Source organism: Sphingomonas sp. (genome assembly GCF_003248515.1).
GTDB lineage: Bacteria > Pseudomonadota > Alphaproteobacteria > Sphingomonadales > Sphingomonadaceae > Sphingomonas_I.
In genome coordinates this window covers 17,596-43,143 of sequence record NZ_QFOB01000022.1, presented here as the reverse complement: position 1 = coordinate 43,143, position 25,548 = coordinate 17,596, and the positions used below count along the sequence as shown (strand labels likewise).

Sequence of the window (25,548 nt, the reverse complement as noted above, 5' to 3'; positions counted from 1 at the left end):
GATGATCTGCTCCTCGCTGAACCTGGTCTTCTTCACGTCCGTCTCCTCACGAAGCCGGACTCTAGCTCAAACTGGCGGAGTTTCAGGGGAGCACGTCACTGGGCAAACCCGTGTTTGAAGAGTGCTACTCCTTGAAACACATCGATCTCAACAAATCCTCTGTAAGCCATCTTCCTACCCCGGGCGGGCGTGTGGACGCCCAGTCCTTTGATGCGACCGCGGTGAAGGTCGCCACCGACGTCGGCGCAACCGCAATCTTCACGGGCAATGGGGGCGATAACGTCTTTCACATGAGCCGTTCCGCACGCTCTCTCGCCGATCGCTACTCAGTGAACGGGCTTTCAACGGGCCTGCTGGGGACACTTCGGGACATCTGCAGCTTGACCGGTGCAACCGCCCTGCAAGCAATTTCACAAGGCGTTGCGGCCTGGCGCAACGCCGCGACCGGATACATCTGGCGAGAAGAAGCAAGCTTCATCGCGAGCGACGCGCTCGAAACACTTTCGAAAACGCCCATCGACCATCCTTGGCTCGCCATTCCCCAAGGCATCAAGCTGCCCGGAAAGGCAGCGCACGTAGCAATGATTCTGCGAATGCATTACTCGCTTGATGCATATGGCGAGCGGGGAGGCGTTCCAGTGTTGCATCCGCTCGCCTCGCAGCCAATATTGGAGCTCTGTCTTCGAATACCGACATGGTACCAATGCGACGGTGGTTACGACAGGGCTGTCGCGCGCAAGGCATTCCGGCAATCGCTCCCTGCATCGGTCCTCGAACGGAGAGTGAAGGGAAGCCCCCAAGGGTTCATGTTCGAGATATTCCACCAACGTCGCGACGAGGTCAGGGAGAGGCTGCTCGAGGGTTTCCTGGCAACCAATGGCATCATCGAACGGACCGCATTAGAGCGCGCTTTACGACCGAGCCATCAAACCACTGGCGACGAGATCATGAGATTGCTCATGTTCGTCGATACCGAAGCATGGGTTGATCATTGGAGATCGAGAGATAAGATACGAACCCACCCTCCTGAATAGGACCGAGCGGCTCGACGTAGTCAGTTGTCGAGCCCCCACTCCTTTGCGCTACCAACGCCTTTGAGCCAATAATCAAACCACCGCAAATTGCGTTCATAGGCGGCTAGACGATGGGAGGGTTGCCATTTCACATGATGCTCGCCAGGAAAAACGAAAAGTGAAACCGGTTTCCCCGCCTGCTTCATGGCGGTGTAGCTGGCGATAGCGGCGCGGAACTCGTCGTCCGACTGCTGCATCAGTAGTGGCATCGACATCCGTCTGGCATTGTGAATGAGCGATATGTGGGACCAGAATTCCGCATCATAGTCGACCAGCTGCGGCCAACCAATTTCGTGAAACGCCTGAGCAGCACCGGGGCCGATAAAGGCGTCCTGGAACGGTTCCCAGCAGCAGCCGCTTACCGACCCAGCCTTGAACGTCTTACTGTTGACCGCCGCAAACTGGACCGTCGACGACCCGTCGCTAAGGCCAGTAATCCCGACGCTCTCAGGGTCGACGATACCCCGGTTCACCAAGAACCGCACTGCGACTTCTATCGAAGACAACACGCTGCGCCGGTCCTTGAATCCGGAAATCAGCTCGCGCTCATACCCCGCCATCGTCGCTGATAACGGCACAAGGTTCCGCCCGTCAGGCCGCTGTACGCTGAGCACCGCGTAGCCCCTGTTGGCGAATGCCTGAATTGGAAATTCATCACCGACGCCGCCCCGCAGAAACCCGCGGGAGGTGTATTGAACGACGATCAGGGGGTATGCGCGCCCGCGTTCATAGCCAGTGGGATATACCAGGTCGCCGAAGGTCTCGATGCCGAAATCGTTACGCCATCTCAGGCGTTCGACCCGACCAAGTGTGAATCTGCTGAAGTCCGGATTGGGATCATAGACCACCCTGACGACCCCGCTGGCGGGATCAAGCGCAATGAGATGTCGCGGCGCGTGGGATTCCTCGCGGGCACACAGGAGGTTATCCTCGATAGGCTGGCAACCAACCAGCAAGTCCGTTGTGACATATAGGCGTTTCGGCGGTGTTCGACCGGGCTGCCATTCATAGACAGCTGTCTCCTCTCGGCCCCAGCCTTCCCGTCGAATATAGCGCAAGCGGCGGCCACCCTCCGCCCACCACAGAAGCGTCGCCCCGCTGCAATGGATATCAGCGCAAAGCGTAGTTTCTCGGCCTGGACCGCGGACAGAAATTTCCGTCGGTTCCGTCCTTCCCGGCTTGGTCTCCGAACTTGCAGACGCTACACGCCCCTGCGCGGACCTAGCCTCAAGCGAAATGCTGGCGGTGCCCTTGGCGAGAAGCGACGCTACATCATCTGCCGACGCAGGACCCGCCGCTCTCGTTTCGAGATCGACGCTTCGAATCGAAATCGTGTCGGTCGGGAATGCTTCGGGCCCGCTGGCAAACAGCGGTATAAACCGCTCATCATACCGGTATCCTCTGAGGGACTCCTCACGTCGGAGCCTTTCCTTGATCAGATCGGGGGCGCTGGTGGAGTATACGACCCGCTTCCCATCGGAAGACAGAACAAAATCCTTTACGTCCCTTGCCTCTGAAGTCTGGCGCTCGCTGGCGCTGCCGTCCAGCGATCCGCGCCAAACCTGGACTATCCCATCCGATTTTTTCAGATAGTAGATCCATCTTCCGTCATCGGACCAGACGATCGGGATCGCGGCCGCGTAGCCAGTGCTTACGGTGGCCCCTCCGATGCCCTGGACGATTTGCGGTATGAACTCTCCGCCTGCATCGATCGTCATTGGCTGGCTCCCGCCATCCACATCAACGACGAGAACGGCGAGATCATATCGGTTCGAATCCGGATCAGCCCTTCTGACCTGAAAAGCGATCTTCTTTCCGCCCGGCGCTACGCTGAATACACTCTGCCCAGGTTCAGGGTAAGCTGGTCCGATATCCGTCAGCCGAACGAGATCTCCTGCGGCGAGAGACTTCGGTTTATCCATCGAGGGTGCCGCTGTCGGCGCGCTCAGTCTTTCTGCGCTGATCGACGGCGGGCAAGCGCATAGACAGGCTAGCGCAGCCGCGCGCCCCAAAACGAGGATACGCATTAGAAGCTCTTGGCAACCGATAGACTTAGGAAGCGCCCGACGCTCGGGAAGTTATTTGAGTCATAATTGTAGCCGATGGGGCTGATCGTCCGGATGTACGGGGGCTTCTTATTGAAAATATTGAGGGCAGAGGCGAGAAACGTCATATTCGCGAACGGACCGCCTGCGTTTCCGGTTTCGAAACGCGCGATGAGATCAACCGTCTTGAAAGAGCTGACACGGTCGAAGGGCTCAACGCGATTATCGAGCGAACCGCCGATATAGGACAGCACGCCAGACAGCGAAAAGCGATCCCGCTGCCACTCAAGCGTCGATGACGCTCGCCAGTGAGGCTGCCTGAAGAGAATCCCCGCGAGTTGGACCGTGGGCTGATCAGCCGAAAGCTGCTGCCTGCTTTTGAGGTAGCTTGCGGCACCCGTTAAATGAAAATGATCACTCTCGCTCAGTTCGAAGGCGTAGTCGATTGCGATATCGACACCCTCGATTTTTTGACGGGCGGCGTTCTGGAGATAGTTGGTGACGATGGCGCCCACGTTCGTTGTTCTCGGGTCGCCCCCTCCCTGGTCAAAGACGGCAGACAGGCCCGACAAAGCCGCCAAGACTTGATCGCGCGTGGGATTCAAAGTGACATAAGCGCTGTAGATCGGAGAGAAAGCCAACGAGTTAAGAGGGATGGGCGAGACGGCGCGATCCCTGTATTTGATCCGGAAGTAGCTCACGTCGACAGTCAGCCCTTCGATGAAGCTTGGGGTCAATGTCGTCGTGGCGGTCCAGTTCGACGCCCGCTCAGGTTTCAGCTCTGAATTTCCACCGATGAGATAGAGCACGGCCCCGGGTACAGGGCTTGGCGGCAAGAAGAAAGTTGCGCCAACCTGAGAAGCGCCCTGCCTGGGCTGTCCGGACTGATAGAGGGTTGGCGCTTTGAACGACTTTCCCCAACTGAACTTGAACGCGATGTCTCTGACGGGGGAGTATACGAGCCCCAGCTTCGGCGTCGCGACGTCGCCGATTTTTCCGACATCTTCATAGCGAATGGCGGCGTTCAGGCTCAACCGATCTATAAATGATATGTCATTGGAAGGCGAAATGATCGGCAGCGAGACCTCGCCGAAGCCATAATATACGGGTCGGCTCCTCTTGAAGGCGAGTGCTGGATCGGTCCTGCCGCCTTCGATAGTCACGACATCGACAATGAACTTTGTGTCCCGGACTCCTCCGCCGACCGCAACGCGAGCGTCCCCGCCGGGGAGTTGGAACAATGGTCCTTCTGCCCCGATCTCGAGGGAGCGAATGCGATTCGTGTAGATTCCCTTCTGGGTCAGTAAAAGTGTTCCATCAAAGGAGACGTCCGCGTTCTGGTTGACGCGGCTTTCGCCAATGACTGCTCCCAGCCGCAATTCCCAAGACGTGCCGACTGCGACCTTGAGCGTTGGAGCGATAGTCCAAGACTGTGTGTCTACGTCGATGTCGGTACCCGAGGCACGGCAGCCGTCCGTGGCGGTGTAGTTTACGCACAAAGCGCTGTCGCGCTTACTATACTGGCCATCCAGTTCGAGGCTGACGCCGTCGGAAATTCGCTGATGACCCGCGACTGCGAGGCTGTATTGCGTCATACCGGCCAGCAGCGTTTCGGAGGGATGGTTCGACCGGGTGTACGACCGATCTCCGGCGCGGATGGGCGTGGTATGACGATAGTTAAGGGCAGCCATGAAGCCACCTGTCTCCCATCGTCTTCCCGTTACGACATCGTACTGCTGCTCAAAGTCGCCGCCGTCGGTAGCGCCTCCCAGCCGCGCCGATATCGTCGTCCCGTCATAGTCGCGACGCAGAATGACGTTCGCGACGCCGCCAACGGCGTCTGATCCGTAGAGCGCCGACGATCCATCGGTCACCACTTCGACCCGCTCGACCGCGGCAAGCGGTATCGCCGAAATATCGACACCTTGGCTGATGGCGTCATATGCCACCCGATGGCCGTTAAAGAGAGTCAGCGTGGCATCGGGACCCAGACCCCTCAAATTCAGCGCCGATGAGGAGGTGACATTCTCGGAGCCGCCCTGTCCCCCGGCGGCCACCCCCGGATTCTGTCCCCCTGAATAGTTCTGGACGAGGCTGCGGGCGAAGGTTCCTAGATCGCTTATTCCGCGCTTCTCGATGGCGCTCTTGGTGAAGACGACAATCGGCGAGGTCCCCTCGCTACCACGGATGTGGCTTCCCGTAACGATGATGTCCGCTTGGGCCGCCGAGTGATCAGCTAGATCGCCCGACGGCTCCGATCGCCCCCGGATGATGATGACGTCCCTCCGGAACTGCGCCACGAGATCTGATCCCCTCAGCAGCAAACGGACGGCCTCGTCGGCGCTATAGGTTCCCTGGAGCGCCGGCGCGGGCCGCTCCAGCACCGCTTCGGAAGTGAAGATGATTTCCTTACCCGACTGACGGCTCACGGTTTTGAGCGCTTCGCCCAGATCGCCGGCGGCAATGTTGTATTCGATGCGGTGCTGTGCCTGTGCGTACGCCGGAGCAAGCGGCGCCAGAGTACCGATCGCCACCGCAGCCAGGAGCACACCACGAAACCGAGACCGCATTCGAACCATTCTTGCCCCCTTTGATATTCCCGACAGTCTGGCGGGATTCTCAGAGAGCATCGCAACAAAACCGCAATCTACGGGGTAGGGGGTGAAAAAAACTCCTGCTATCTCTTTCGAAGGGTAATTTCGTCCGATTTGGTTCGTTCGACATCCAGGTCGAACAGCACCGCAAGCCGATCGGCGACCTGATCGGCATTGTCCACGCGGAACCGACCGCTGACCCTCAGTGCACCGATACCCGGATCTCCAAGTCTGATGGACGTCGAGGAGTCCCGGTTGGCTTCGGCAATGACAGCGGACAGCGGGGTGCGCTCATATTCCCGGATCAATGGTTGGTCCGGCTTGGGCGTTGTCGGCTCGACCGTGGTCTTGCCCGTAAGACCCGGCAGCGCAGCAGGTGTTATCGCGGCATAGCTCAAGACTTCGCCCGGCTCGAGCCGGGCTACGGCAGCAGCGCCGCTGCTGCCCCTGGGCCCCTCCGGCCGCTCCACGTCGACCGCTCCCTGAAGCAGCCTGACGGTTACCCGCCTATCGGTCCCCAGTATGACGTCGAACACTGTTCCCCGCGCCGTGACGCTCCCGCCACCGGCGAACACGATGAATGGGCGACTTTCGTGCGCCACCTCGAACCGGACGCGCCCGCGTTCAAGCCTGAGTTCCCGCCTCGTCGCGCCGAAATTGGTCGATAGTTCGCTGCCTTCGTCAAGCTCGATGACCGAACCGTCTCCCAGCCGGACGTTCCGCCGACCGCCGACGACCGTGTCGTATCGCGCCTGCTCGACAGCTGGGCCTTTGGACAACTGGGCTACCTGCGTTACACCACCCGCTGGGCCGCGACGTTCAGTTGCAAACCAGCCTCCGGCCCCGAGTACGAGCAACAGACTGGCGGCGATGGCAGCCCACGTCCAGCGGTGCCGGGCCGGTTCGTTATCGTTGGCCTGCGCCTCGATCTCTTCCCTCTGGGCGGCCAGAAACCGCCCCATTGCGAATACTTCGCCAGCACGCTCATAGGCGTCGCGATGCGAGGCGCCGAGCGAGAGCCAATGCTCGAAGTCGGACTGATAGGCCTTGGCATCAGGACCTCGCATCCGAGCAAACCACAACGAAGCCTCGCGCATCAACTGATCCATTCGCGGCATACCCTCCGGCGGCTCGTTCTTAGTCATTGGCATTCCCAATGCTCTTGCCGATGCGCACAATGGCCTCCGCCACATGCCACTCCACGGTTCGGATACTGATGTCCAGCTGCGTCGCTATCTGTCTATATCCGAGATCTTCAGCACGGTGTAACAAATATACCTCTTTCGTCCTTGGCGGGAGACCGTCAACTGCCAGGCGATATCGCTCCCGCATTTCGTTCAACTCCACCGCAGCATCCGGCCCCGGGATTTCCTGCTCGGTCGCATGGATCACCGGATCCCAGGACCGGGCCTTCGCCCATGCCCGCACGCGATCCGCCAGGAGGTGCCGCACAATCCCATGGAGATAGGCTCCAGGATTGCTCCAGGCGGAGGCGGACCGGGATGCTGCAAGCCGCGTGAAGGCCTCCTGCACCATGTCGTGCCGATCATCCTCGAGCCATATCCGCCGTCGGAGAAAAGACAGCAGCTTCGGTGCTTCCTGGCGGTAGACGGCTTCGAACTCGTGCTCGTCATATAGGGCAGGTACGCGCGCGCACGCGCCGTCGCTTTCTTGCGCCTGATACATGGGATCAGCCGCACCGGAAGAGATCTGAACATGCAAAAGCGCCGCAGCGGATTTGAACAAGACATAGCATGACTGAACCACCCAAAGGTGGCGGGCATTGTCCAACAACTGCGCTCAACTGCGACGGATGAGCCCATCATCATGCCTGGAAGGATTATCCTGCGCGCGGACCCCGGCCATTTCACGCGCTGCAGGAGAAGTGTGCCTTGAATTCTTGCCCCATGCAAGGCGTGGATAGCAGGCGCCTTCGTGATGCGGCTTTGGAGCCAAGCCGTCATTTCTGGCGGCGTTGATACATCGGCAATTCTCCCGTCAGTTCCACAAGCCTGTCGAAGAAGCGATCGAGCATCGCCGTCGTCTCCTCCTTGAGTTCGACGATGATCCGGCGTCCGTCGGAAGGGTCCCGATAGAGGTCGACGAAACCGCGTTCAGCGAGCCGGTGGACGATCCGCTGGGAGTTTCGCTCCGACGCGCTGGAGGCGCCTGTCAAAGATGTAAGCGAGCGTGGTTGGACGTTTCTGCCGGAATAGAGGTCAAGGAGCATTTCGAATGCCGGGATGGTGAAAAGCTCCTTGCCGAACTCGACCGCCCGCAGCCTCTGAACCTCTTCGGTCAATCCGATCATGCTGCATCGGTTCACCGTCGTCGTTATACTGGGCCCTTCTATCATCTTGCGCCTCCCGTCTCTGCTAGGGGCATTCGAAAAAGGTGCGGTTTCAATAATGTTGGAACGATCATGGATTGCTCCTTTCTCATGCGAGAAGGAAACCCGTTGTGCGGCCGTGGATATTGTAAGTTTTTGCGTGTAAATGCCGGGTGCCAACAATCCTCCGTTTTGGAGGAATATCATTTTGCGCGGCAGTCGATGTTTGCGAACTCAGTGTTTGGCGATCGCGACTATGATCGGTAGTCTCGAAGGTTCCTGAGTATCGGTCAGTCGATGGCGGAAGGGCGCCTCGATGATTGTCGAAGCGGCGAAGCCGTCAGTCGTCACGGCTCCGCCGCTGTCCAATCCGCGCCGCACAATCGCACCAACTCAGTGTTGCTGCTCGATGCTATTTGCCGCTGCCTCGATTATAGCGGCAGTCGCATCGGGATTAGCGACATAGACGGCGTGGCTGCCGCTGACGCTCTGGATCGTTGCGCCCGCTCGTGCTGCCATTGCGCGCTGCGCAACCGGCGGGATGATCTGGTCACCGGCAGGTATCAGATACCAACTTGGCTTGGTTTTCCAGGCGGGAGCTGTGATCTGACCGGTGAATGCCTGCACGCCCCAAGGGACTTGGGAATCCGCCATAAACCGCGCGACTTGGGGGTCGACATCGGCGGCAAAGGCCGAGGAAAACGCCGTCCGGTCGATCGACAGGAAGCCGTCGACCGGCGCCAGGATCGGGGAGGGCGGCGCGTCGGGTGCGGGTGGCGGAACCAGTGATGCCACGGATTCGCCCTGGTCAGGCGCGAATGCCGCGACATAGACGAGCGCCGCCACCTTCGGATCATTTCCGGCCTCGGTGATGACCACGCCGCCATAGCTGTGACCGACCAGAATGACCCGCCCGCCGGTCGCAGCGATTGCGCGCCTGGTTGCGGCGACGTCCTCAGCGAACGAGGTCGTGGGATTTTGGACGACCACGACCTCGTGCCCGGCGTTGCGCAGGATGCGATGGACACCGGCCCATCCCGATCCGTCGACGAAGGCTCCGTGGACCAGAAGGATGGCCGGGCGCGGATTATCCGGCGCGGCCAAAACGGCCGTTGGTGCCGAGCCCAGCGAAAGCGCCGCAAGGGCGGTAGCAACTTTCTTCACGTCTATTCTCCTTGTTCATCAGGTCGAGGGAATGCCGAAATTCGAAGGACCGTCCCGGCAGCGGTCGATGATCAGTTTGCCACCCAGTTGCCGTGGAAGCCGGGCGGTACGATGTGCGGCAGGCGTATGCTGGCCTGGGGTTCACCCTCGAAGTCACCGGCATTGAGGATGACGAGATCCGTCGTCGCGGCCCCGGCATCGATGACGAGACCGATCAGCCAGCCTTCGTCCTCTTCCGCCTCCTTATGAGCGGGCACGAAAACAAACTCGCAAGGGTGCCGATCCGGCCCGAATTCGTGCACCTGCCGCGTGCCAGCTTGGAGATCGTGCTTGAACAGGCCAGCGCCCAGGAAGTCACCGACCATCGCCATGGTGTAGGCATAGCGATAGGGTTGTCCGAGGTGCCGCTCGTCGGCGCGCGGGAATTCCTGCGGCGTGTCGTCGAGGACGAGCCGTTCGACGCTGCCGCCGGCCGGATCGACCAACCAACGCTCCAGTGCGCAATGTTTCGAATCGGGCCCGACCCTGCTCGTTGCGAACATGCGGTCATGGACGACGAGGTCGAGCACCAGCGTGCCGTCGGCACGATCATAGGCATTGACTGCGTGGAAGACGAAGCAGGGATCGACCGGGATCCAGACAATGTCCTTTGCCTCGCCCTCACGCGGCAGGAGACCAAGGCGAGGCTTATGCCCCTCATTCCAGCGATAGGGGAAGCTGTAGCCGCTGATCGCTGCCTTCAGCGAGAAGGTCACCGGCAAGTCGAGAATGATGGCGAAGCGCCGCGTGAATGCGAAGTCGTGGATCATCGGGCCATGCTTGACCGGGATATTCACCTCGCGCCGCACCTCGCCCGTGGGTGTCACCACAACATAGCGCAGTTCGCCCCACTGCTTGGCGTCGTAGCAGACCGCCAGCATTTCGCCGGTGACCGGATCGACATGCGGGTGCGCGGCAAAGCCGCCATGCAGGCCGCCGTCGAAATCGGTGTAGCGCAGCGTCTCCAGCGTCTCGCCGATCTCGACCGGCGTGCCGCCTGCTTCAATGAGGCCGAGCGTCTTGCCCGCAAATCCCAGCGCATTGGTATTGACCGTGTCGAACAGGTGCCGCGGGCCGGGCGTGCGGGACTCGCCGAGTGCCTTGGTCACAGCGTCCGAACGGATCCACCGGTTGCGATACCAGAGTGCCCGGCCATGTTCGATGCGCAGGCCATGGATCATGCCGTCACCGGCGAACCAGTGATGCTTTGCCGGCTTGGCAGTGGACATGGGGTTGGGACCCATGCGCAAATAGCGCCCGTCGAGCGCGGGAGGGATCGTGCCGGTGACGGCGAGATCCTCGATCGTGAGTTCCTCCTGCATCGGCGTGTGCACGCCGGCGAGGAAGGGATTGGCGATTGTCTTGGGCTCGCGAAACATGGCGATGTCCTTTCGGCGTCCAGGGAATGAGCGGATGTTTGAAGCGGCCCGGCCGCCGGCAGCCAGGGCGCTTCAAGGTCACTGCGCGAGATATCCGCCGTCGATCACCAGTTCGGTGCCGGTGACGTAGCTGGACTCGTCGGAGGCCAGGAACAGCGCGCCATAGGCGATCTCTTCCGGCCGGCCGGCGCGCTTCATCGGCGTGGCGCCGATGGTCGCCTCGTTGAGGTCGGCTGCTTGTGCATCGGTCAGCGGCGTGGCGATGAAGCCCGGATGCACCGAATTCACGCGAATGCCGTCGCCGACATAGGTGATCGCAGCATTCTTCGACATGTTGCGCACCGCGCCCTTGGCGGCGTGGTAGCTGTGCGCGCCGCCGACCGCCGCGCTGCCCCAGATCGAGGAGATGTTGATGATCGAGCCCGACTGCTGCGGGCGCATCACCCGCACCGCCTCACGCATGCCCAGGAACACGCCGGTCTGGTCGACCGCGATCATCCGGTTCCATGCCTCGATACCAAGCTCGTCCAGCGGCTCATAGGCGATGATGCCGGCATTGTTGATCAGCACATCGAGCCGGCCAGCCTTGCCGACGACTGCATCGACCGCTTCCTTCCACGCCGCTTCGCTGGTCACGTCGAGGTCGAGCGCCTCCACGCCTTCAGCATAGGGTTTGAGCGGTGCCTTGATATCGCTGGCGAAGACGGTTGCGCCCTGCTCTGCGAAGAGCTCCGTGATGGCGTAGCCGATGCCGCTGGCGGCACCAGTGACGAGCACGATTTTGTTGTTCAGTCGCATGGGTCATTCCTTTCATTTTCGAGAATGTGACCATTGGTCACTTCGACTCGAACTACGCTTGCAAGTTACCATTGTCAACATAAGTTTCCCGTGGTAACTTTGCGCCATGAACGACGAACCCAAACGCTACCACCATGGTGACCTGCGGCGGACGATGCTCGACACCGCCTTGGCAATGCTGACCGAAGAGAATGGTTGGCAGTTCACTTTGCGCGAGCTCGCGCGCCGCGCCGGCGTCAGCCACACCGCCTCCTACAAACACTTTCCCGACAAGGCGGCGCTGCTTGCGGAGCTGGCGTTGATCGGGATGGACCGACTGCGCACAGCCCTGCTGGCAGCGCGCCCTTCAGAGGCCGTCACGTTGCGGAATCAATTTATCGAGATGTCGCGCGCCTATGTGCGGTTCGGAACGGAGAACCCCAATCTTTATCGCCTCATGTTCAGCGCGGATGCGCGGGAATCTGCGAGTGGCCGGCTCAAGGAGCACGGCGTCGCTGCACTTGCCGTTCTTGTCGACCTAATTGAGGAGGGGCAGCGTCTGGGCTGGTTGCGCAAAGGGGAGGTAGTCGAACAGGTCGGCGCAGCCTGGGCACATCTGCATGGCGTCACGCTCCTGACGCTCGACGGTCTTTTGGGACCCGATGTGGTCGGGTCAGACCGTGCCTCCGACGCGGCCCTGCTGGTCCTCCTCGAAGGGCTGGAGCAGCACAAGTAACGCCGTGGTCAACCTGTCTGGTTTGCCGGACAATCGTCAGCCGTTGGGACGATCGCCCGCGCGCTCGTGCAGATCAGGCGTCGCACGCAAAGACTTGCCGGCGAATTGCCCGTGTGCGGAGCCGCGACGCTGGGCCGAAAGGTCGCGGCGCGCCCGGACTGGGACTGCGCGGCATTGCTGGCTTGCAACTTGCGCCTTCGAAACACGCAATTGTTTGAGCCGCATACGGGGAGGGGAGTGGGAAGAAGGCCGTTGGGCGATCTTCGGGTCGCCGGTCACATGCTTGCTTGCCAGCCTCCGTTCACGCTTCACTGCACAGGGTCGGAGATCGGCAGCCTACTGGGGGACAACCCATGGCTCGCCTTGCCAACAAACATAATCCGGAACTTGAAGCGATCGGTTCCGATATCGTCAAACGCCTGGGTGGGGTCTGGAAGCCCGGCGGCGCCATGTGCCTTTGCCCGGCCCATGCAGATCGCAGCCCGAGTCTCTCGGTCCGTGTCGGCGACCATGCGCTCTTGTTCAAATGCTTTGCCGGCTGTGATTCGCGTGACGTCATTCGCGAAATCCTTCGCCTCGACGAACATGCGTTGCGCCATTCGGATGGCGGATCCCTGCCGACTGCCAGGATGCCGACCGATCTTTGGCGGCGCCAGCAAGCATTGCGCATCTGGGATGAGGCACGGCCGATCACTGGCACAGCCGCCGAAATCTATCTGCGCCGCAGGCGAATTGCGCTGCTGCCACGTGCGCTACGCTTTCATCCGCGGACACCCCTCGGCCAAAGCGGAGCGGTCGACTTCAGGCCCGCAATGATCGCGGCGCTCCACGATGGCGGCCTTCACGAAGAAGGGCGATTCGTCGCGATCCAGCGGACCTTTTTCGATCGGGGCGATGCCCGTCGCGCCCGCGATCTGTCCGATCCACGAATGACCCTCGGACGCCCCGACTGCGCCGCCGTCATGCTCGGCCCGGCGACCTCTGTCCTCGGACTTGCCGAAGGTGTCGAAACGGCACTCTCGGCCATGATCCTCTTCGGCATTCCCGTCTGGGCGACCTTGGGCAGCGAGCGGCTGCACCAGATCGCAATACCCGATCGCGTGACCCGGCTTGTTCTTTTTCCCGACAATGACGTCGCCGGTGAGATTGGCGCAGCCAATGCGCTCGAAACCTATGCGCGGCCGGGGCGCGACATCGCCATCGAATTCCCACCGATGGGCTTCAAGGACTGGAACGACGTGCTGCGTGAGGGAGGGGAGGGAGTGGGGGATTGGTGGCGGCAAGTGGCCTGACGGTCAGGCTGTCCCCGCCAGGAGAATATCCGACATGACCCAACTTCCCATCCTCGTTGCTGCGGCGAACCTCACCAAGTCGCCCAGTAACGTCCGCACTGTCAGTGATGCGGTCGCCGACGCGCAGCTCGAGGCGAACATCGCCGCCAAGGGCGTGCGGCAGAACCTCATCGGTGTGCCCGTCTCGCGCAAGAAGGGCCACTATCGCATCATCGCCGGCGGCCGCCGCCTGGATGCGGTACATCGCCTTATCGACAAGGGCGTCTTCGGTGACGACTATCAGCTCGCGGTTCTCGTCCTCGGTAACGCCAAGGATGCGATCGAGACGAGCCTCGAGGAGAATTTCTTCAATCTCACGATGAACCCGGCCGACACCTGCCGGGCCTTCCAGGACATCATCGAGAGCGAAGGCAAGACCCCCGAGGATGTTGCGAAGCGGTTCGGGCTTACCGAACGGTTCGTTCGTAGCCGGCTGCGCCTGGCAGATCTTGCCGAACCGGTCTTCGAGGCGCTGCGCAATGGCGAGATCACGCTCGACATCGCTGTCGCCTATGCCAGCAGCAGCGATCGGGCTCGCCAAGCCGAGACCTTCGAACTTCTCAAGGACGGCTACTATCGCGCCAACGTGAACGAGATCCGGCGGCAGCTTGCCGAACACACCTATGTCGGCAACGATCCCAAGGCGCTTCTCGTCGGCCGTGCCGCCTATATCGAAGCGGGCGGTCGGGTCGATCTCGACCTCTTTACCGACTCGACCACCGAACGCTGGATCGATGGCGATATCCTCAATCGCCTCGTCGCCGACAAGATGGCGGTTGCTGCCGAGGCAATGCGTGAGCGTGAGGGCTTCGCCGAGATCCGGGTGCTCCCGTCCACGCACGTCACCTACAACGATACCTGGGATCTGCGCCCGCTCAGGGGCGAAACCCCGCCGCTCACGGAGCAGCAGCAGGCCCGGCTTGAGGAGATCGAGGTCGAACTCGAAGCGGCCAACGAAGCCTATGAAGAGGCCGAGGAAGAGAACGCGACCGAGATCGCCAATCGTGTCGAAGCGCTCGAAGCGGAATATCGCGCGATCGAGAAGCCCGTTCCGGTCCTGACCGACGAACAGAAGGCGGGCGCTCTCGCCTATGTCGTCATAGGCCATGACGGAGAGCCGCGTCTGCATGAGCAGCTCTATGTCGCACCGGTCGAGCAGGACGAAACGCACGAGCCGGACGACGACGGCGAAGACGGGGACGACTCGGGCGATCCGGTCATCACCTCGGGCAAGCCGGCCTACAGCCAGCGCCTTTCTCAGGAACTGGCCGAAATGAAGAGCGAACTGGTGCGGGTTCACATCGCCAGCGACCCCGGCTTCGCGCTCGACCTCGGCACCTTCTGGATGGTCGACAAGGCGACCCGTCGCTATGGCGGCTCGGACCTCGCGACCGAACTGAAGGCCGACAAACCCTGGTCCGCGCTCACCGGCTTCCAGAGCGTCACCCAGGCGGCCGAGGAATGGAGCAAGATTGACGAGGCGCTCGACCGCAACTGGATCGAGGCAGGTGACGCCTGCGCGCGCTACGATGCCTTCTGCGCTCTCCCCGATGAGGCGCGCGCGGCATGGCTTGCCTGGGCGATTGCCCGCACGCTCCACGCCGTCGTCGCCGGTCGTGATGGCGAGGACTTCATCGATCATCTCGGCACCAAGCTCGAAATCGATGTCGCGGCCTGGTGGCGGCCGACCGCGAACAACTATTTCGACCGCTTGAGCAGCAAGGCCGCGATCCTCGCTCATCTCGAAGAGATCGGTGGCAAGGAGTTGTCGAGCCGCTACGGCGCGTCGAAGAAGCATGATCTTGCGACCTCGGCCGAAAAGATCTTCGCCGGTAGCGTGCCGATCGAGGCCGACCTTCGGGAGGCTGCTCTCACCTGGGTGCCGGATGTCATGCGGTTCACCCGGCCTGACATCCAGATCGAAGCGCAGCCCGCGAACGATCTGTCCGTGCCGGGCGGCGAGGATAAACTGGCTCAGGCTGCGTGAACTGATCCGAAGCCTGCGGGGTCGCGGCCATGCGTCGCGGCCCCCTTTTTCCTTTGCGGGCCACATTATTCGCGGTTCCCGCTGTATCGGGAGAGACCCCATGGCTGACGTCACCCAACTCCCCGTCATGACCGCGAGCGATGCCGAGGCGATCGGTTTTGCCCGCTTCAATGATGTACCTACGCTGCCCATCGATATTCCGGACGGCAACTTCACGATCAGCGCGCGGACCTCCGACGGGCGCCGGATCACCTTCTTCTTCGGCGAGTATCGGCGAGGCAGGCCGCCGAGCTTCGTCGACGTTCAATATCACGACAATCGGACGACGATCGCCAATGCGAAGGGCGACCTGTCGCCGACCTTCGACATGCTGACCATCGGGCGCGGAGGGCGCCATGCCTATGACAGCCGCAAGCATCCAACTGACGACAAGCCGTCGATCGCGGTGATCCTGCTCGGTGAGCCAAAAGGTTGCGACACGCTCGCCTGACGCAACCGATATCGCCAACCTCATGGGGCCTGGCTCGACGCCATGGCCCTATTTTTGTGCCCGCCCACCATGGGAGGGAAGGGGGAGGGAATTGGCGGGCCGCGATGGTCCTGATCCAGATCGGAGTTCCGCCATGTCTCTTCCGCTACTTGCGCTCGCCCAACCCGGCGAGCCGCAAAACCACAAGACCGCTCATCTGCACTCAGTTGCAATCCGGCTCGCCGAAATGATCGGCCATGGCCGTTCGGTCCGACGCCAGGACCTCAAACGCCTCATGGAAGAAGCCTTTTCGGCATCCGACGCAACCGGCGTCTGGTCGATGCGCGATGCCTACGACGCGCTTGAAGCCGCTCAGGTCCTGATGCTGAGTTCGTCCTCAGGCATGGCCCGTCTCGATATCGCCGGCAACGATGCGTTCGCGACGCTCCGCCGATTCGAGCGTGCGCTGCCCACCCAGACCTATCGCAGCGAGCACCAGGTCGAGATGCAGCAATTCAGTACCCCGATTTCACTCGCCTGGATCGCCGCGCAGGCAGCCCGGATCGGCAAGGACGATCATGTTCTGGAACCCTCCGCCGGCACCGGCATGCTGGCGGTCCATGCGCAGCTCGTCGCTGCCGGACTGACACTCAACGAACGTGATCCCGGACGCGCGGCGCTGCTAGGCCAGCTTCTTGGCAAGGCCGTCACGATGCACGACGCGGAGTTCATCCACGATCTGCTGCCCGGGCCCGTTGCGCCGACTGTCGTGCTGATGAATCCACCCTTCAGCCGAAGCGACGGGCGGGGCAAGGACCGTTTCGCCGGGGCGCGGCATCTGCGTTCCGCGCTGCTTCGTCTCGCGCCCGGCGGCCGCTGTGTGGCGATCATGCCGCCGAGCTTCGCGGCCGACGGCACAGCGGCCAGCGGCTACACGATGGTCTGCGAGACCGTGATGCCACGCGTCGAGATCACCATCCTGGGCAATCCCTATGCCAAACATGGCACCAGCATCGCGGTTCGCCTGGTCCTCTTCGACAAGGGATGGGCGGGCACCACCGAGCGCCACACCATGCAATCGATCGAAGAAGCGGCAGGATTTGTAAGCCGCATTCCGCCACGTCTCCCGTTCCCGGACCCGGAGCCGCCCGCACCCGCTGTCGTTCCGCTCAGGCCACGCAAACAGGCCCAGCTATCGCCGTCGGCGATATTCGGCGGGCTGCAGAAGCGCATACTGGTCAAGCCTGACAGGATTGCGGCGGACAGCAGCGCCAGACCGCTCGACTATGCCGTCCGCGATACGCCGCTGCCGCCGGGTGACCCGGTTGGCCATTATGCGCCTTGGCGTCCGGCCAGGATCGAGATTGAGAGCGCCAAACCCCACCCCGACCAGCTTGTCGAATCCGTCGCCATGGCCTCGGTTCTCCTACCGGCGCCGACCTACCGTCCGATGCTGCGGGACCATGCACTCGCGGCGCTATCAGACGCCCAGCTGGAAACGATCATCCATGCTGGGGAAGCCTGCGAACGCGATCTGCCGGGCACCTTCGCACCCAACAAAGCGGGTGACCAACTTCATGAGGATCCCGAAGGCGCGGTTTATCGGACTGGCTTCTTCATCGCTGACGGCACCGGCGTCGGAAAGGGGCGCGAAGGTGCCGGCATCATTCTCGATCAGTGGAATCGGGGTCGACGCCAGGCGATCTGGATTTCCCGTAGTTCAGCCCTGATCGAGGACGCGCGCCGGGACTGGAGCGCGCTGGGCGGTGTGCCGATCGACATCCAGCCACTCGACGCCTTTCCGCTTGGCGAGCAGGTCAGCATGGACAGCGGCATCCTGTTCCTCACCTATGCAACGCTGCGCTCCCAGCGTCATGACCGCGCGTCACGCCTGCAGCAACTGCTCGACTGGGCGGGCCCCGATTTCGAAGGCGTGATCCTGCTCGATGAATCCCATGCTCTCGGCAATGCTGCCGGCACGGAAACCGAATTTGGTGCGGCAAAGGGATCGGAACAGGGGCTGGCCGGAGTTCGCCTGCAGATCGCGCTGCCACGCGCCCGCATCATCTATGTGTCTGCCACCGGCGCGACCAAGCCGGAAAATCTGAGCTACACTGCCCGGCTGGGCCTGTGGGGGCCGGGGACCGCCTTCCAGGATCGCGACGCTTTTCTTTGCGCCATGGATGAAGGCGGCATTGCCGCGATGGAGATCGTCGCGCGCGACACCAAGGCAATGGGCCTCTACACTGCGCGTGCATTGAGCTTTGCAGGCGTAGAATATGACCCGCTCGAGCACAGGCTGACAGCCGCCCAGATTGAGGTCTATGATGCCTACGCCGACGCCTGGGCCATCGTGCACCGTAACCTGACCGCTGCGCTCGAGGCCGCCAATATCGTCGATCGCGCATCTGGGCGGACGCTTAACGCCATGGCCAAGGGCTCGGCACTCAGCCGGTTCGAAAGTTCAAAGCAACGCTTCTGGTCGGCGCTCCTGATCTCGATGAAGATGCCGACCGTTTTCGAAGCGATCGAGGTCGAACTCGCTGCCGGCAATGTTGCCGTCATTCAATTGGTCAGCACAGCCGAGGCCATCCTTGACCGACGCCTGGCTGAACTCTCGGCTGAAGAGCGCGCGCACCTCGATTTAGAACTATCTCCCCGTGCAACCCTCATCGACTATCTCAAGAACGCGTTCCCCACACAGCAGATGCGGGTGCTTGCGACCAGCGACGGATCGCTTCGGTCCGAACCCATGCGGGACGCAGCAGGCAATATGGTCGAATGTGCAGAAGCCATTGCCGCCCGCGATGCGTTGATCGAGGAGCTTTGTGCGATGCCCCGGGTGCCGGCCGCGCTCGACGCGCTGCTCGCACATTTTGGAACGGCACGGGTGGCGGAAGTCACGGGCCGATCGCGTCGCATCGTGATCGGCAGCGACGGATGTCAGAAGCTTGAACGCCGGGGCGCGCGCGCGAACATCGCCGAAACCCAGGCGTTCATGGATGGACGCAAGCCGATCCTCGTATTTTCGGACGCCGGTGGCACGGGCCGTTCCTACCATGCCGATCTCGGCTGTAAGACGGCCGACAAGCGCCGGGTCCATTTTCTGCTCGAGCCGGGTTGGCGTGCCGACGTCGCAATCCAGGGGTTGGGACGAACACATCGTACCAACCAGAGCGTGCCGCCCGTTTTCCGACCGGTCACAACCAACTGCAAGGGTGAGCGACGGTTCATCTCGACCATCGCTCGCCGCCTTGACAGTCTGGGGGCACTGACTCGCGGACAGCGCCAGACCGGAGGGCAAAATCTCTTTGATCCCGCCGACAATTTGGAAAGCGACTACGCACGCGAGGCCCTGACGCAATGGTATCACCTTCTCCACGCGAGCAAGCTGTCCAGCGTCAACCTCGGCGATTTCCAGGGCATGACCGGTCTTAAGCTCACCGACGAAAATGGGGCGCTGCTCGAAAAACTCCCGCCCATCCAGCGCTGGCTGAATCGGATCCTCGCTCTCCGGATCGTCACCCAGAATGCCATTTTCGACGAATATATGGGCCTTATCCAGGCGCGCGTCGACGCAGCACGCGAGGCGGGGACGCTGGATGTAGGCGTCGAGACAATCCGTGCCGAGCGGATCGTCGTGAAGTCCGAGCACGTCCTGCGCACGGATCCGATCACGGCCGCCGAGACAAAGATGCTACGGCTTGAGCTTCACCTGCGCCCCTCGGTCACCCGCTGGAACAGGCTGATGCAGATCTGGGAGGGAACGCGCGAGATCGCTTTCCTCCGAAACCGGCGCTCGAAGCGCATCGCCCTGCAGGTACCGTCCTGGTCGATCACGGACGAGGAAGGCCGCATCATCCCGATGTGTCAGCTCATCCGCCCGACCGGTTCCTCCCGGATGCATGAGACAGCGCTGTGGAACAGTCATTGGGAGCGGATCGATCGCGAGGAGTTCGGTCCCCTCTGGGAGGCCGAGGCGACCGAGGCCGAGACCAAGGTCGATATCGAGACGGTAAGTGTGGCGACCGGTCTCCTCCTGCCGGTCTGGCATAGGCTTCCGCAAGACGATGTGCGCGTCTGGCGGATCGATGATGGCGAGGGCATGTCGATCCTGGGCCGTTTGATTCCGCCTGCAGCGATGCCCGAACTGGAAGCGGCTTTCGGGCTGGACGGAATGGTCGAACTATCGGCAGCAGAATTATGCGCTGCTGCACAGAAGGGTTCGGGGATCGCGATACCGGGGCTGGGAGGGGCGATGCTCGCGACAGCACTGGTCAACGGCACGCGTCGGCTCGAAATCCGTAATTATCGACCCGAAGATCGCGAGCGACTGAAGGCCCGCGGCGTGTTCAGCGAGGTCATCGCCTACAAGACCAGGCTGTTTATCCCCGCCGACCGTACGCAAGAAATCGTCGAGGCCGTGCTCACCATGACACGGATCTGACCAACATTGACGAGCAGAGGACGATCCGGGCACGATCTCGCGCCCGGATCGGTGCCTCACTCAGCAGGTGCCTCGGCGGGAGTTGCTTCGAGAGAGGCTGTTTCAGGCGGCGCTGCCGATGCCGGCTCGACTTTCTTCGCGCGAACACGCTTGGGCTTGACGACAGCATCGGTCGGAGCAGGTTTGGGCTTGTTGTTCGTGTTCTTGGCCTTCGACGTCTTTGGCGGTGCCTTTGCCGCAGCAGCTTTGGCACGGGCGCCGCCAGTGGAGGCTTTCTTCTCTGGCACCGCTTTGGTGGCAACCGGTTCGACTACCGGCGCTGGCTCACTCGGCGACGCTACTACCGGTCCTGCGGCGACGATAGGCTTGTCAGTGCCATCTGCGGTCTTGGGCTTTGTCTTCTTCGCCGTAGCAGACGCTTTTGTGGCTTTCGTGCGCGCCTTGCGAACGGGCGCAGGCTTTTCGGCGGCTACTTCAACTGGAGCAGGTGCTGGTACTGACGCCGAATTATCCTCCGGGGTTGCCTCAGGTTCTGCGGCACCAGCCTTGCGCTTGCCGCCAAGGCCAAGCTTCAGAGCCACTTCGCGGCGCGCCGCGGAATAGCCCGGCGCAACCAGCGGATAATCCGAAGGAAGATTATAGCGCTTCCTGTATTCGGCGGGCGTAAGACCGTGGGTCGACAGATGGCGCTTCAACGCCTTGTAGGGCTTGCCGTCGATCAGGCTCAGAATATGATCAGTTGATGCCAGACTTTCGTCGATCGATACGACAGGTTTGAACTCTGGCTCAGCAGCCGCTGTTTCTTCGTTTGGTGCTGCTGGAGCGGGTGTTTCAGCTGGCGCGGCTTCGACCTGCGCCTCGTCGGGGACGGCAACGCTGGTCGCATCCCCCAGCAATGCCTTGCGTGTCCCTTCGACCAATGCGGGTAATTCACTGCTCGGCACGGTGTTGTTGGCGAAATAGGCGCTGAGCAGCGTCACGGTCAAAGACATGACGCCCGATTGTTCGGTCTCGGCCATTCAACTTCCTTCTTCTGGCTGGAGATAGTGGTCTTGAACCATGCCTGCTTGCGCAAGCGTAAACGAACGAGTGCCCGTATTCGCTGCGCAAGTCAAAGGGAGGGGAGGGAGAGCGCCGATGGAGGGCGCGGTGATTGGCCCGCGCAATTCCCTCATGGAGAAAATCTATGGCCGATAGCTACGTTCAGGGCTCCTTCGCCTTCATCTGCTCAATCGACGAAGCTGCGCTGATCGAGGAAGCCTGGCAACTCTCCGCCGATCTATCTGCTGGCTTCGAGCCCAGCTCGGTCAGCCCCGAGTTCCGCGCAATCTTCCCGCCGAAAACACAGGATGATCTGTCCAGCGGCTTCAGGTCGATCTTTGACGATGCCGCCTTTCCCGACTTTGGCGCCGATCTGCGCGTTGCGAATTCGGCTGATGATCCGAGGATCTGTACGGTCAGCATCTTCAGCACGACCGACTTCCAGCCGGCCCCGATCGCTGCGCTGATCCAGCGTTGTTGCGCGGTTTCGCTTGGCGATAGCGCGATCGGGTTCGAATGGAGTCTCAGCTGTAGCCGACCTTATCGCGACAGTTTCGGTGGTGGCTGGGGCGTGGTCTTCGCCGACCGGATTATCATCGAGACGACGCGCGAGGCGCTGTCCAAGGCGCTCGCAGGCGCAAATCTCATGATCCGGGCGGATCCCTGGGGTGACGATCCCGCTTATCCGGTCGACGACTGGAAGATCGAGGTCGCCAATGACGACACCCGGTTGGGATATCTCGACTGGGTCGAAGCCCGGCGGTCGCTCGCGACCGATATCGAGGCGTCTGTTCCAGTCGCCTGACACGTCCCGCCCGCGAAGGGCGGAAACCAATATCCAAGGAGACTTGAAATGACCGACGTCACTTCGTCGGGCGCGCCCGCGCGCCTGTATAGCCAAACCCCGTATGACGATCGCGGCAATTTCCACTATCAGGGCGATCTCTATCGGCCTGGGGAAAATCTCGCCACGCTCGCTGCACGCATCGAGCCGCATCTCGCGGGCTGTTTTCCCAATGCTTCCTTTGCAATCCGTACTGAGAAGTTCGCAGGGGGACGCAAGATCATTGCCGAAATCCTCAACTGGCCGGAGGACCTCACCGATAGAGACTCCCAGGAAAGCGTACAGGTGGCGATCCGGGATCAGATGGAACGCTTCGGCTTCACCCGCACCAATCCTCTGCAGGACTTCTGGTCCTGCTCCTTCTATTGCGAAGCTCGTATAGGGCAGTCTTACTGGGCAGCACTTGCCAAACGAAACGGACTGCAGAATCCGGTCGATACGGTAATGTCCCTGGCGGCATTCAAAAAGCAGGTAAAGGCCGGCGACGCGTTGACGCTGGTCGCTGCTCCATCCGGGCACCGGGCGCGGGGCACCACGAGGGCTATCATCAAGGTACGTTCGGGCGACTTGATCCTGGAAGGCAAATCCTATCTCAGCTTCCCACGTGCGTCCGCCTTTGCATGCGATGGCCGGTTTGTCCGCATTTCCATCGGGTCGGAATATGATCCTGACGCGCATCTCCTCTATGAATGGCGGCAACAAAAGACTGGCTGAAATCTCGCCGCCGCCCGGCCCCATTTTATGCAGGGCTCAAAGCCGCGATCGTTGCCGAAGGGATGATGGTACCACCATAGCCGCCCGAGTGGAAAAAATCCGCCGCCACTTCGACGCGTGGCAATCCATTTTCGATCTATAAGATCACCCGAAGATCCTCCGCATCGCCTGCTTTTCGCGGCCGATGAAATCGAAGAACGCCGTGATCCTGGGCGCATTGCGCAGCGCGAGATGAGGCAGGAACTTCCCGGTTCGGGCCAAGAGAGGACCTGGCCCAGCACCACAACCAGGCCAGCTTCTTCAGCGCTCGGCGCGGCAAGGGGCGCGATGCCGATACCGGATTTCATCGCCTGAACGAGTCCGAGGATGCTGTCGCTGCGGCTCACGATCTCGACGAGAGGAGTGACCTGCTTCGGTCAAAGCATGAGGTGATGGCCGGAAGTACGGGCTATCATTCTGTGCGAGCGAGGCCTACCGATTGCAGGTAAGGTTCCAAGGCCGCGATCGTCGCCGAAGAGACGATGGCACCGACATAACCGTCCGGACGAACAAGTACCCAGTCGCCAGGCCCAATCCCATAGGCGCTCCTGAAGTTGCCAGCGTCATCCTCAAGGTCGCCGCGTTGCCCGAAAATATGTATGTGAAGCCCTCGGCGAGCAGGTACATCCTCCCGCGCTACGTCATAGCCGATAAGCGTCCAATGCGGGCCTTTGAGCAACTCGAACAGGCGAATGGGTTGACCTGCGGAGCCACGAATTGGTGCGTCGGGTGCGCGGTCTCCCGCGAGTAGACCGCCGCGTCGCTCCGGTTTTTCGAGCGCGAGCCCCGATTCCGGATAACCGATGTCGAGCTGGTGCACCTCACGACCGCGCCGCATATCGCCTCGTTTGGCCGACTCGAGAAGCCTGGTGGCGAGGCCAAGCATGTTGGCGGCGACTGGACGACGCTCCTCCTCGTAGGTGTCGAGTAACGCATCCGGTGCGCCGCGCACTACAGAGGCCAGCTTCCATCCCAGATTATACGCGTCCTGCACACTCGTGTTGAGGCCTTGCCCGCCGGTCGGCGGATGGATGTGAGCGGCATCGCCCACAAGGAATATGCGACCGACGCGATAGCGCTCCGCGAGGCGGGCGTTCATCTGAAAGGCCGACGCCCAGGACACCGAGTGGATGAGGATGTCGTTGCGGCCGGTGCGTTCCGCCAGCAGGGCAGTTAAGCCTTCGGCGGACAGATCCACCTCGCCGTCACGTGGAATAGGCCCCTGCAACTGGAACATGTCGGTGCCCGCGAGTGGGCAGAGCGAGATTTGTCGCGCCATGTCCCCTTCCGCGAACCGGTGCCAAACATCGCGTGCGAGGCCTGTCAGCGAGACATCGGCAACGATGGCGCGGACGCCAAGCGTCTTGCCAGGGAAACCGATGTCGAGGATGTGGCGTATGAAACTGCGGCCGCCATCGGCGCCCACAAGCCAGCGCACCCGAGCGCTTTGCTTGCCCGCCTTGCTGAACAGCTGAACCGTCACGCCATCGGGATCCTCCTCGAGGCCGATCAGTTCGCAGCCGAACACGGGCACGTGACCAAGCTCGACCAGACGCTCGCGCATCACCGCCTCGGTCAGGAATTGCGGCACCATCAGCGGAAGATGATAGGGTTCCGCCAGCGTCGGCTCGACATGCTCAACGATATCGGAATCAGTAAAGCTGCCATCGTCGTGGTACTCGCGCTGCGGGGAATAGAAGCCGCCGACGGCGACCACGCGATCCAAAATACCGATATCCTCGAATACCTCCTGGGTGCGCGGCTGAATGCCTTTTCCGCGCGAACCGCGAAACGGATCGTCCAGCTTCTCGATCAATCGGAACGAAACGCCCCGCCGCGCGAGTTCGATCGCGAGCGTCAGGCCGGCCGCACCGGCGCCGCAAATCAGCACGTCGGCAGTAAATCGCCCTGTCATCGCCATCTCCATATGTGTAATATGCATATAATCTGGCGGGCTAAATGGAGTCAATTTAAAAGTGCATAATACACATATCGGTGCGCGGCTGCGGGAACTCCATGGTGCATTTCTCGACATTGTGAGTGTGATGAACCGTCCGCAGCGCGACGAAGCCATGGTGCGTCAGGCAGGAATTTCCCTCGATCGGGCGCTGTTCCCATTGCTGGTCATGATCGAGCGGCTCGGACCGATCGGAGTAGTGGATCTCGCCGATCGGGTCGGCCGGGACTACACCACCGTCAGCCGTCAGATCGCAAAGCTCGAAAGTCTCGGCCTGGTCGATCGCCAAGGAAACGCGAGTGACCGACGCATCCGTGAAGCGACGATCACGTCTAAGGGCAAGGCGATGACCGACCGGATTGACCGTGCGCGTGAGCGAATGGCGCTGGCGATTTTCGCGAGTTGGAGCCAACGCGATTTCGACGATCTTGTTCGACTGACTCGCAGGTTCGCGGATGAGATCGGCCCCGATATTCCAGACATGTGAAAACCGGCTGGCCACCAATTGAATAGCTGAAAGCCTGTTCTCGACCTTGTGCGCGAGCGCCCCAAGGCGGGCGAAGCTCGCATGGACCGGAAGCAC

At 61.5% G+C, this 25,548-nt stretch carries 19 protein-coding genes; 9 read left to right on the top strand and 10 right to left on the bottom strand.

Going from position 1 to position 25,548, the window contains the following annotated elements:
• Positions 1 to 131: 131 nt before the first annotated feature.
• Positions 132 to 1,034, top strand: a complete 903-nt coding sequence (locus DI605_RS20605) for an asparagine synthase-related protein (RefSeq protein WP_293977539.1) — start codon at positions 132 to 134, stop codon at positions 1,032 to 1,034.
• A gap of 20 nt (positions 1,035 to 1,054) precedes the next feature.
• Here the strand turns inward: DI605_RS20605 and DI605_RS20600 are convergent, their stop codons facing one another.
• The 8 genes from DI605_RS20600 to DI605_RS20565 form a co-directional block, all read right to left on the bottom strand.
• Complete coding sequence (locus tag DI605_RS20600; RefSeq protein WP_293977537.1) at positions 1,055 to 3,100, bottom strand: Atxe2 family lasso peptide isopeptidase; 2,046 nt, start codon at positions 3,098 to 3,100, stop codon at positions 1,055 to 1,057.
• The gene (locus tag DI605_RS20595; protein WP_293977535.1) at positions 3,100 to 5,697 is read right to left on the bottom strand and encodes a TonB-dependent receptor; all 2,598 of its coding nucleotides are present in this window, start codon (positions 5,695 to 5,697) and stop codon (positions 3,100 to 3,102) included. Before DI605_RS20595 ends, DI605_RS20600 begins: the two co-directional genes overlap by 1 nt.
• Before the next feature lie 98 nt (positions 5,698 to 5,795).
• Positions 5,796 to 6,857, bottom strand: coding sequence for a FecR family protein (locus DI605_RS20590; protein ID WP_293977533.1), 1,062 nt, complete (start codon positions 6,855 to 6,857; stop codon positions 5,796 to 5,798).
• Positions 6,850 to 7,506: a sigma-70 family RNA polymerase sigma factor gene (locus tag DI605_RS20585; protein WP_293977532.1), complete on the bottom strand. Its 657-nt coding sequence runs from the start codon at positions 7,504 to 7,506 to the stop codon at positions 6,850 to 6,852. Before DI605_RS20585 ends, DI605_RS20590 begins: the two co-directional genes overlap by 8 nt.
• Before the next feature lie 166 nt (positions 7,507 to 7,672).
• Positions 7,673 to 8,023, bottom strand: a complete 351-nt coding sequence (locus tag DI605_RS20580) for a hypothetical protein (protein WP_293977531.1) — start codon at positions 8,021 to 8,023, stop codon at positions 7,673 to 7,675.
• A 411-nt stretch (positions 8,024 to 8,434) separates the two neighbouring features.
• The gene (locus DI605_RS20575) at positions 8,435 to 9,205 is read right to left on the bottom strand and encodes an alpha/beta hydrolase (RefSeq protein WP_293977529.1); all 771 of its coding nucleotides are present in this window, start codon (positions 9,203 to 9,205) and stop codon (positions 8,435 to 8,437) included.
• Between the two features lie 71 nt (positions 9,206 to 9,276).
• Complete coding sequence (locus tag DI605_RS20570) at positions 9,277 to 10,578, bottom strand: carotenoid oxygenase family protein (RefSeq protein WP_293977528.1); 1,302 nt, start codon at positions 10,576 to 10,578, stop codon at positions 9,277 to 9,279.
• A gap of 123 nt (positions 10,579 to 10,701) precedes the next feature.
• Positions 10,702 to 11,421: an SDR family oxidoreductase gene (locus DI605_RS20565; RefSeq protein ID WP_293977526.1), complete on the bottom strand. Its 720-nt coding sequence runs from the start codon at positions 11,419 to 11,421 to the stop codon at positions 10,702 to 10,704.
• A gap of 106 nt (positions 11,422 to 11,527) precedes the next feature.
• Here DI605_RS20565 and DI605_RS20560 point away from each other — a divergent pair, with 106 nt between their 5' ends.
• The 5 genes from DI605_RS20560 (at position 11,528) to DI605_RS20540 (ending at position 20,370) form a co-directional block, all read left to right on the top strand.
• Positions 11,528 to 12,136, top strand: a complete 609-nt coding sequence (locus tag DI605_RS20560; protein ID WP_293977524.1) for a TetR/AcrR family transcriptional regulator — start codon at positions 11,528 to 11,530, stop codon at positions 12,134 to 12,136.
• A 287-nt stretch (positions 12,137 to 12,423) separates the two neighbouring features.
• Complete coding sequence (locus DI605_RS20555; protein WP_293977522.1) at positions 12,424 to 13,428, top strand: toprim domain-containing protein; 1,005 nt, start codon at positions 12,424 to 12,426, stop codon at positions 13,426 to 13,428.
• On the top strand, positions 13,310 to 15,454 hold the full coding sequence (locus tag DI605_RS20550; protein ID WP_293977521.1) for a ParB/RepB/Spo0J family partition protein: 2,145 nt from the start codon (positions 13,310 to 13,312) through the stop codon (positions 15,452 to 15,454). The genes DI605_RS20555 and DI605_RS20550 overlap by 119 nt, the downstream gene beginning before the upstream one ends.
• A gap of 100 nt (positions 15,455 to 15,554) precedes the next feature.
• Positions 15,555 to 15,944, top strand: coding sequence for a hypothetical protein (locus DI605_RS20545; protein ID WP_293977520.1), 390 nt, complete (start codon positions 15,555 to 15,557; stop codon positions 15,942 to 15,944).
• Positions 15,945 to 16,077: 133 nt separating this feature from the next.
• The gene (locus DI605_RS20540) at positions 16,078 to 20,370 is read left to right on the top strand and encodes a strawberry notch-like NTP hydrolase domain-containing protein (protein ID WP_293977519.1); all 4,293 of its coding nucleotides are present in this window, start codon (positions 16,078 to 16,080) and stop codon (positions 20,368 to 20,370) included.
• A gap of 56 nt (positions 20,371 to 20,426) precedes the next feature.
• Here DI605_RS20540 and DI605_RS20535 read toward each other — a convergent pair whose 3' ends face one another.
• Positions 20,427 to 21,389: a MucR family transcriptional regulator gene (locus DI605_RS20535; protein ID WP_293977518.1), complete on the bottom strand. Its 963-nt coding sequence runs from the start codon at positions 21,387 to 21,389 to the stop codon at positions 20,427 to 20,429.
• Positions 21,390 to 21,556: 167 nt separating this feature from the next.
• On the opposite strand from DI605_RS20535, the gene DI605_RS20530 reads away from it, so the two are divergent.
• Both DI605_RS20530 and DI605_RS20525 read left to right on the top strand, forming a co-directional pair.
• Positions 21,557 to 22,216, top strand: coding sequence for a hypothetical protein (locus DI605_RS20530; protein WP_293977517.1), 660 nt, complete (start codon positions 21,557 to 21,559; stop codon positions 22,214 to 22,216).
• 48 nt (positions 22,217 to 22,264) lie between these two features.
• Positions 22,265 to 22,969 carry a hypothetical protein gene (locus tag DI605_RS20525; protein ID WP_293977516.1) on the top strand — a complete coding sequence of 235 codons (705 nt, stop codon included), beginning with the start codon at positions 22,265 to 22,267 and terminating at the stop codon, positions 22,967 to 22,969.
• Between the two features lie 451 nt (positions 22,970 to 23,420).
• Here the strand turns inward: DI605_RS20525 and DI605_RS20520 are convergent, their stop codons facing one another.
• On the bottom strand, positions 23,421 to 24,923 hold the full coding sequence (locus DI605_RS20520; RefSeq protein WP_293977515.1) for an FAD-dependent oxidoreductase: 1,503 nt from the start codon (positions 24,921 to 24,923) through the stop codon (positions 23,421 to 23,423).
• 61 nt (positions 24,924 to 24,984) lie between these two features.
• On the opposite strand from DI605_RS20520, the gene DI605_RS20515 reads away from it, so the two are divergent.
• Positions 24,985 to 25,452, top strand: coding sequence for a MarR family transcriptional regulator (locus DI605_RS20515; RefSeq protein ID WP_293977514.1), 468 nt, complete (start codon positions 24,985 to 24,987; stop codon positions 25,450 to 25,452).
• Positions 25,453 to 25,548: the final 96 nt, after the last annotated feature.